4 protein-coding genes and 1 pseudogene are annotated in these 3,337 nt (G+C 67.7%); 2 read left to right on the top strand and 3 right to left on the bottom strand.

The window, feature by feature from the left end:
* Nucleotides 1–119: 119 nt before the first annotated feature.
* The gene (locus tag KME75_RS40635; RefSeq protein WP_219420320.1) at nt 120–665 is read right to left on the bottom strand and encodes a cysteine hydrolase family protein; all 546 of its coding nucleotides are present in this window, start codon (nt 663–665) and stop codon (nt 120–122) included.
* Nucleotides 666–1,371: 706 nt separating this feature from the next.
* On the opposite strand from KME75_RS40635, the pseudogene KME75_RS47315 reads away from it, so the two are divergent.
* Both KME75_RS47315 and KME75_RS44510 read left to right on the top strand, forming a co-directional pair.
* A pseudogene (locus tag KME75_RS47315) lies at nt 1,372–1,878 on the top strand (Rv3235 family protein); the annotation flags it as partial.
* A 179-nt stretch (nt 1,879–2,057) separates the two neighbouring features.
* Nucleotides 2,058–2,276 (top strand): hypothetical protein, encoded by a 219-nt coding sequence (locus tag KME75_RS44510; protein ID WP_246633781.1) that lies wholly within the window; start codon nt 2,058–2,060, stop codon nt 2,274–2,276.
* Between the two features lie 371 nt (nt 2,277–2,647).
* Here the strand turns inward: KME75_RS44510 and KME75_RS45475 are convergent, their stop codons facing one another.
* Both KME75_RS45475 and KME75_RS45470 read right to left on the bottom strand, forming a co-directional pair.
* A complete protein-coding gene (locus KME75_RS45475) occupies nt 2,648–2,896 on the bottom strand; it encodes a tyrosine-type recombinase/integrase (protein ID WP_308283494.1) in 249 nt (82 codons plus the stop codon).
* Nucleotides 2,897–2,909: 13 nt separating this feature from the next.
* The gene (locus tag KME75_RS45470; protein ID WP_281424898.1) at nt 2,910–3,200 is read right to left on the bottom strand and encodes a tyrosine-type recombinase/integrase; all 291 of its coding nucleotides are present in this window, start codon (nt 3,198–3,200) and stop codon (nt 2,910–2,912) included.
* Nucleotides 3,201–3,337 lie beyond the last annotated feature (137 nt).

Raw genomic sequence — 3,337 nt, 5'->3', positions numbered from 1 at the left:
GCGGTGTCCGGTCGGGCAGCAACGGCTCCAGCCGTGCCCACTCCGCGTCGGTCAAGTCGTGGCGATCAAGCACAGAAGAGATCTACCGCAGCCGACCCGCATGATCCACGGGACACGCTCTAGTCCAGTCGGATGGAGGCTTCGTAGGCGGCGAGCGTGTCAGCCCCGATCGCGTCGCGCAGGACGGTGACGTCGTAGCCGTGCTCCATCGCGTGCCGACCCGTCGACTCGCAGCAGAGGTTCGCCGTCATCCCCGCGATCACCAGGTGCGTGGTTCCCAACCGATCGAGGTGCTCCGGGAGGTCGGTCTCGAACACGTCCACTCCCTTGTGCGGGAGGAGGATGATCTCATCCTGGGCGGGCCTGAGCTCGGGGTGGAAGTCCGCCCCCCAGCTGCCGGCGAGGAACATCTTCCTCTCGAACATCACGCGGTTGATGCCGCTCCGCCGCTGCAGTTCCTCGTTGTCGTAGTCCTCAGCGGTGTACGCCATGGGACCGAAGAGCACCGGGAGGCGTCGCTGCCGCGCGCCCTCGACAGCCTGCTTGAGGTGCCCCACCACATCGTGCTTCTCCACGGTGGTTCTCGTCATGTCCCAGTCGGCACCGCCCTCGGACAGGAAGTCGTTGACCGGGTCGATCACGAGGAGCGCGGTCTGGTCGGGCACGAAGCCCGTTGCCCGCTCGCCCTTCGACGATAGGTCCCATCGCAGCGGGTGTCATCGCTCACCTGGTCCATCATCCACCTGGTTGTACGGGAACGCTCCGCTCGCACCGTCGGACCGCTGGATAAGCGCGGACGAGCTCTGCTGCGGGGAAGTGATCGCCTCGAGTGATGCAGCTCCCCACGGCGCCGATCTGTGCTCGGCGTCGACAGCTGTTTCCAAGCCCCGTGCGATGTGACAACGGCACGCGAAAACCGATCAGTCGCCGGCACGATGCGCTGCACGTGTCAATGGGTCTGTCAAGGAGGTTGAGAACTTGTGGGCAGAGGGGCCAGCGGTGCCAGGGCGCTACCCAGGTCAGACACAGAGAGACCAGCCTCCGTTTGTGAGGCCGCGATCTTTCAATCCGCACGCCTCGGAGTAGAGACGCATTCGGAATCGGCGCTGTCTTTCGCTCGCGCGTCGGCGCGGAACGCGAGAAACGCGCCCTGATCGCTTCGGACGCAATACATCGCCACCCGGACTCCCCGGAGGGACCTGTTGCCTTGCGCTCAAGGCCGCGCGGGCCGAGATATCGAATGGACCGCCTGCGGCGGCGGCCCTATCGGCCCGGAGCTTCGCACGGCCGCCCTCAACGTCAAGGGTCCCTACGCGATCGCCTGCGGCGACGGCCGCAAGCGGCCGCCCTTGACGTCGAGCCTCCGCGGCCATGCCCGCGCTCATTCGCGGTGGCGGGGAAAGCACCCGCCACCCCGAGGACGGGCCGACAGGCCCTCGGAGTGCGGAGGCCAGCATGAGCGCCAGCGGCGAGTACATTCCCCGGATCCGAACGATCGTCTACGCGCCTGCCGTGACGGATCCGCCGATGCCGGTTGCGTGCCCGCACTGCGGAGGGCCGATCAGCGGGCCCATGACGCCGGTGCCCGAGCCGCGGGAGTCCGCGGAGCTCCCGGTCGTCGAGGATCTGCCGGACGCCGACGAGGTGCGGATTCCGGTGGCGCGGGTACTGCAGAGCGTCCTCGAGGCCATCGACGGAACGCGCCCGCTCGAGCAGCTGCGCGCGGTTTTGGCGCCGTCCGCGCTGCGCTACGCGCGTGCGAGCTTGACGGCTAAGCGACCGATGCGGGCGTCGCGGATGCTGTCCCTGCGGGTGTGCCGTCCGACCCAGCACGCCGCGGAGGTCACGGCCGTCGTGCGGATCGAGCAGCGGATTCGCGCGATGGCGGCCGGTTCGAGACCGGCGAGGTCGGGCTGCGCTGCGTTCTATGCGGATCCTGTAAGTGCTCGTGTGGACAAGTGCGGACCTGTGGATGAGCCGCGGCGGACCTGGCGCGAGGTCGGGCACGATGCGCGGATGCGGACCGATCGCCAGCCCGAAGCCATGGAGCCGATGCGGTGGGAACAGTGCGTGAACTGCTCGCCCGCATCTCCGCCGAGCGGCGCCTGGACTTCGAGCCCACGCCGACCGCCGTCGCCGCCGCTCTTCCCGAGCTCGTCGAGGCGGTGGAGCGCATAGCCGGCAGGCTGACCGAACCGCAGGAGCGCCGCTGGCTCGCGGCCGCCCTGGCCGCGCTGTCCCACCGGTGCAGGCCGACGCCGTGCGGCTCGACGTGACCGACGGCGTGGAGGAGGCTCCCGGTACGGAAGAACCTGCGGACACGGACCGGGCCCGGGGGTGCCGTCTGCCGTCCGTGACACGGCTCGTGACACGAACTCGCGTTCAACGGTGCTTCCAGCGGCTACCCGTGGGGCCCGCCCTCGGGCTGTTGTCGCAGGTAAAGGCCCTGATAGACGCGGAACGGCTACCTTGTAAGTAGTTGGTCGGCACCTGGACTCTTGTATGGCGCCAGTGTCGCCGGGCCGAAGAGCGCCGCACCTAATCGCTCCGCGAATGTCGTTGGCGATCTGCTGGTACGGGGCATCGCTGGAAGCGTCGGCGACAGGGAGGGCTGGTTTCGAGTGGGCTGACGTCAGGGCGCCTTCGATCATGGCAGTAGGCGACCTGCGAGGGATGCGGCCGCTCGCTGGTCGGCCTCCGCGACCCACGCGCTGTAGACGCGCAGGGTCGTTGTTCCGCCACCGCCGTGCCCGAGCCGGCCTGCGACTGTCCGGATGTCCACGCCCGCCGCTATGAGTTCTGTAGCCGAGAAGTGCCGCAGCTGGTGGATGTGCATGTCCCAGCCGAGCCGTGCGCACATCCTCCGGTATCGCTGCGTGACGGTGTTCGGTTTCACGGCCGAGCCGTGATCAGGATTTGAGGAGAAGACGAACCCGTCCGCTGCGAGCTCGATCCCGAGCGCAGTGGGCTTGCGCTGCACGGTGATGGAGGTACGCGGTCAGGAGTGCGAGCGTCTGTGGGTCGAGGACAATCCGCCGGCGCTGGTGGGTCTTGGTGTCTTTCTCCCACACGCGGGTGCCGATCTGGGCAATGCTGGACTCGATGTCGATGACGGCCGTGGCGAAGTCGACGTCGTTCCATCGCAGGGCGCAAAGCTCGCCTCGACGGGCGCCGGTGGTCATGGCGAGCCAGACGAGCATTCCCCAACCGGGGGGCTTATTCACAAGTCTGAATGGTGACTGCTCTTCGTGACATGAGGGGTACGTCGAGCACTTGATCACGAGTCGGTCTCAATTCGTGCTTGACCGCGTGTCGCGCGAGATGCGCAACAGCTCTT

Source organism: Pseudonocardia nigra (assembly GCF_019396355.1).
Taxonomy (GTDB): domain Bacteria; phylum Actinomycetota; class Actinomycetes; order Mycobacteriales; family Pseudonocardiaceae; genus Pseudonocardia; species Pseudonocardia nigra.
This window is presented reverse-complemented; position numbering and strand designations above follow the sequence as displayed.

What these genes read in the sequence shown, in the direction of transcription:
- KME75_RS45470 (WP_281424898.1), bottom strand. Translation starts at nt 3,200, where the DNA reads ATGCTCGTCTGGCTCGCCATGACCACCGGCGCCCGTCGAGGCGAGCTT.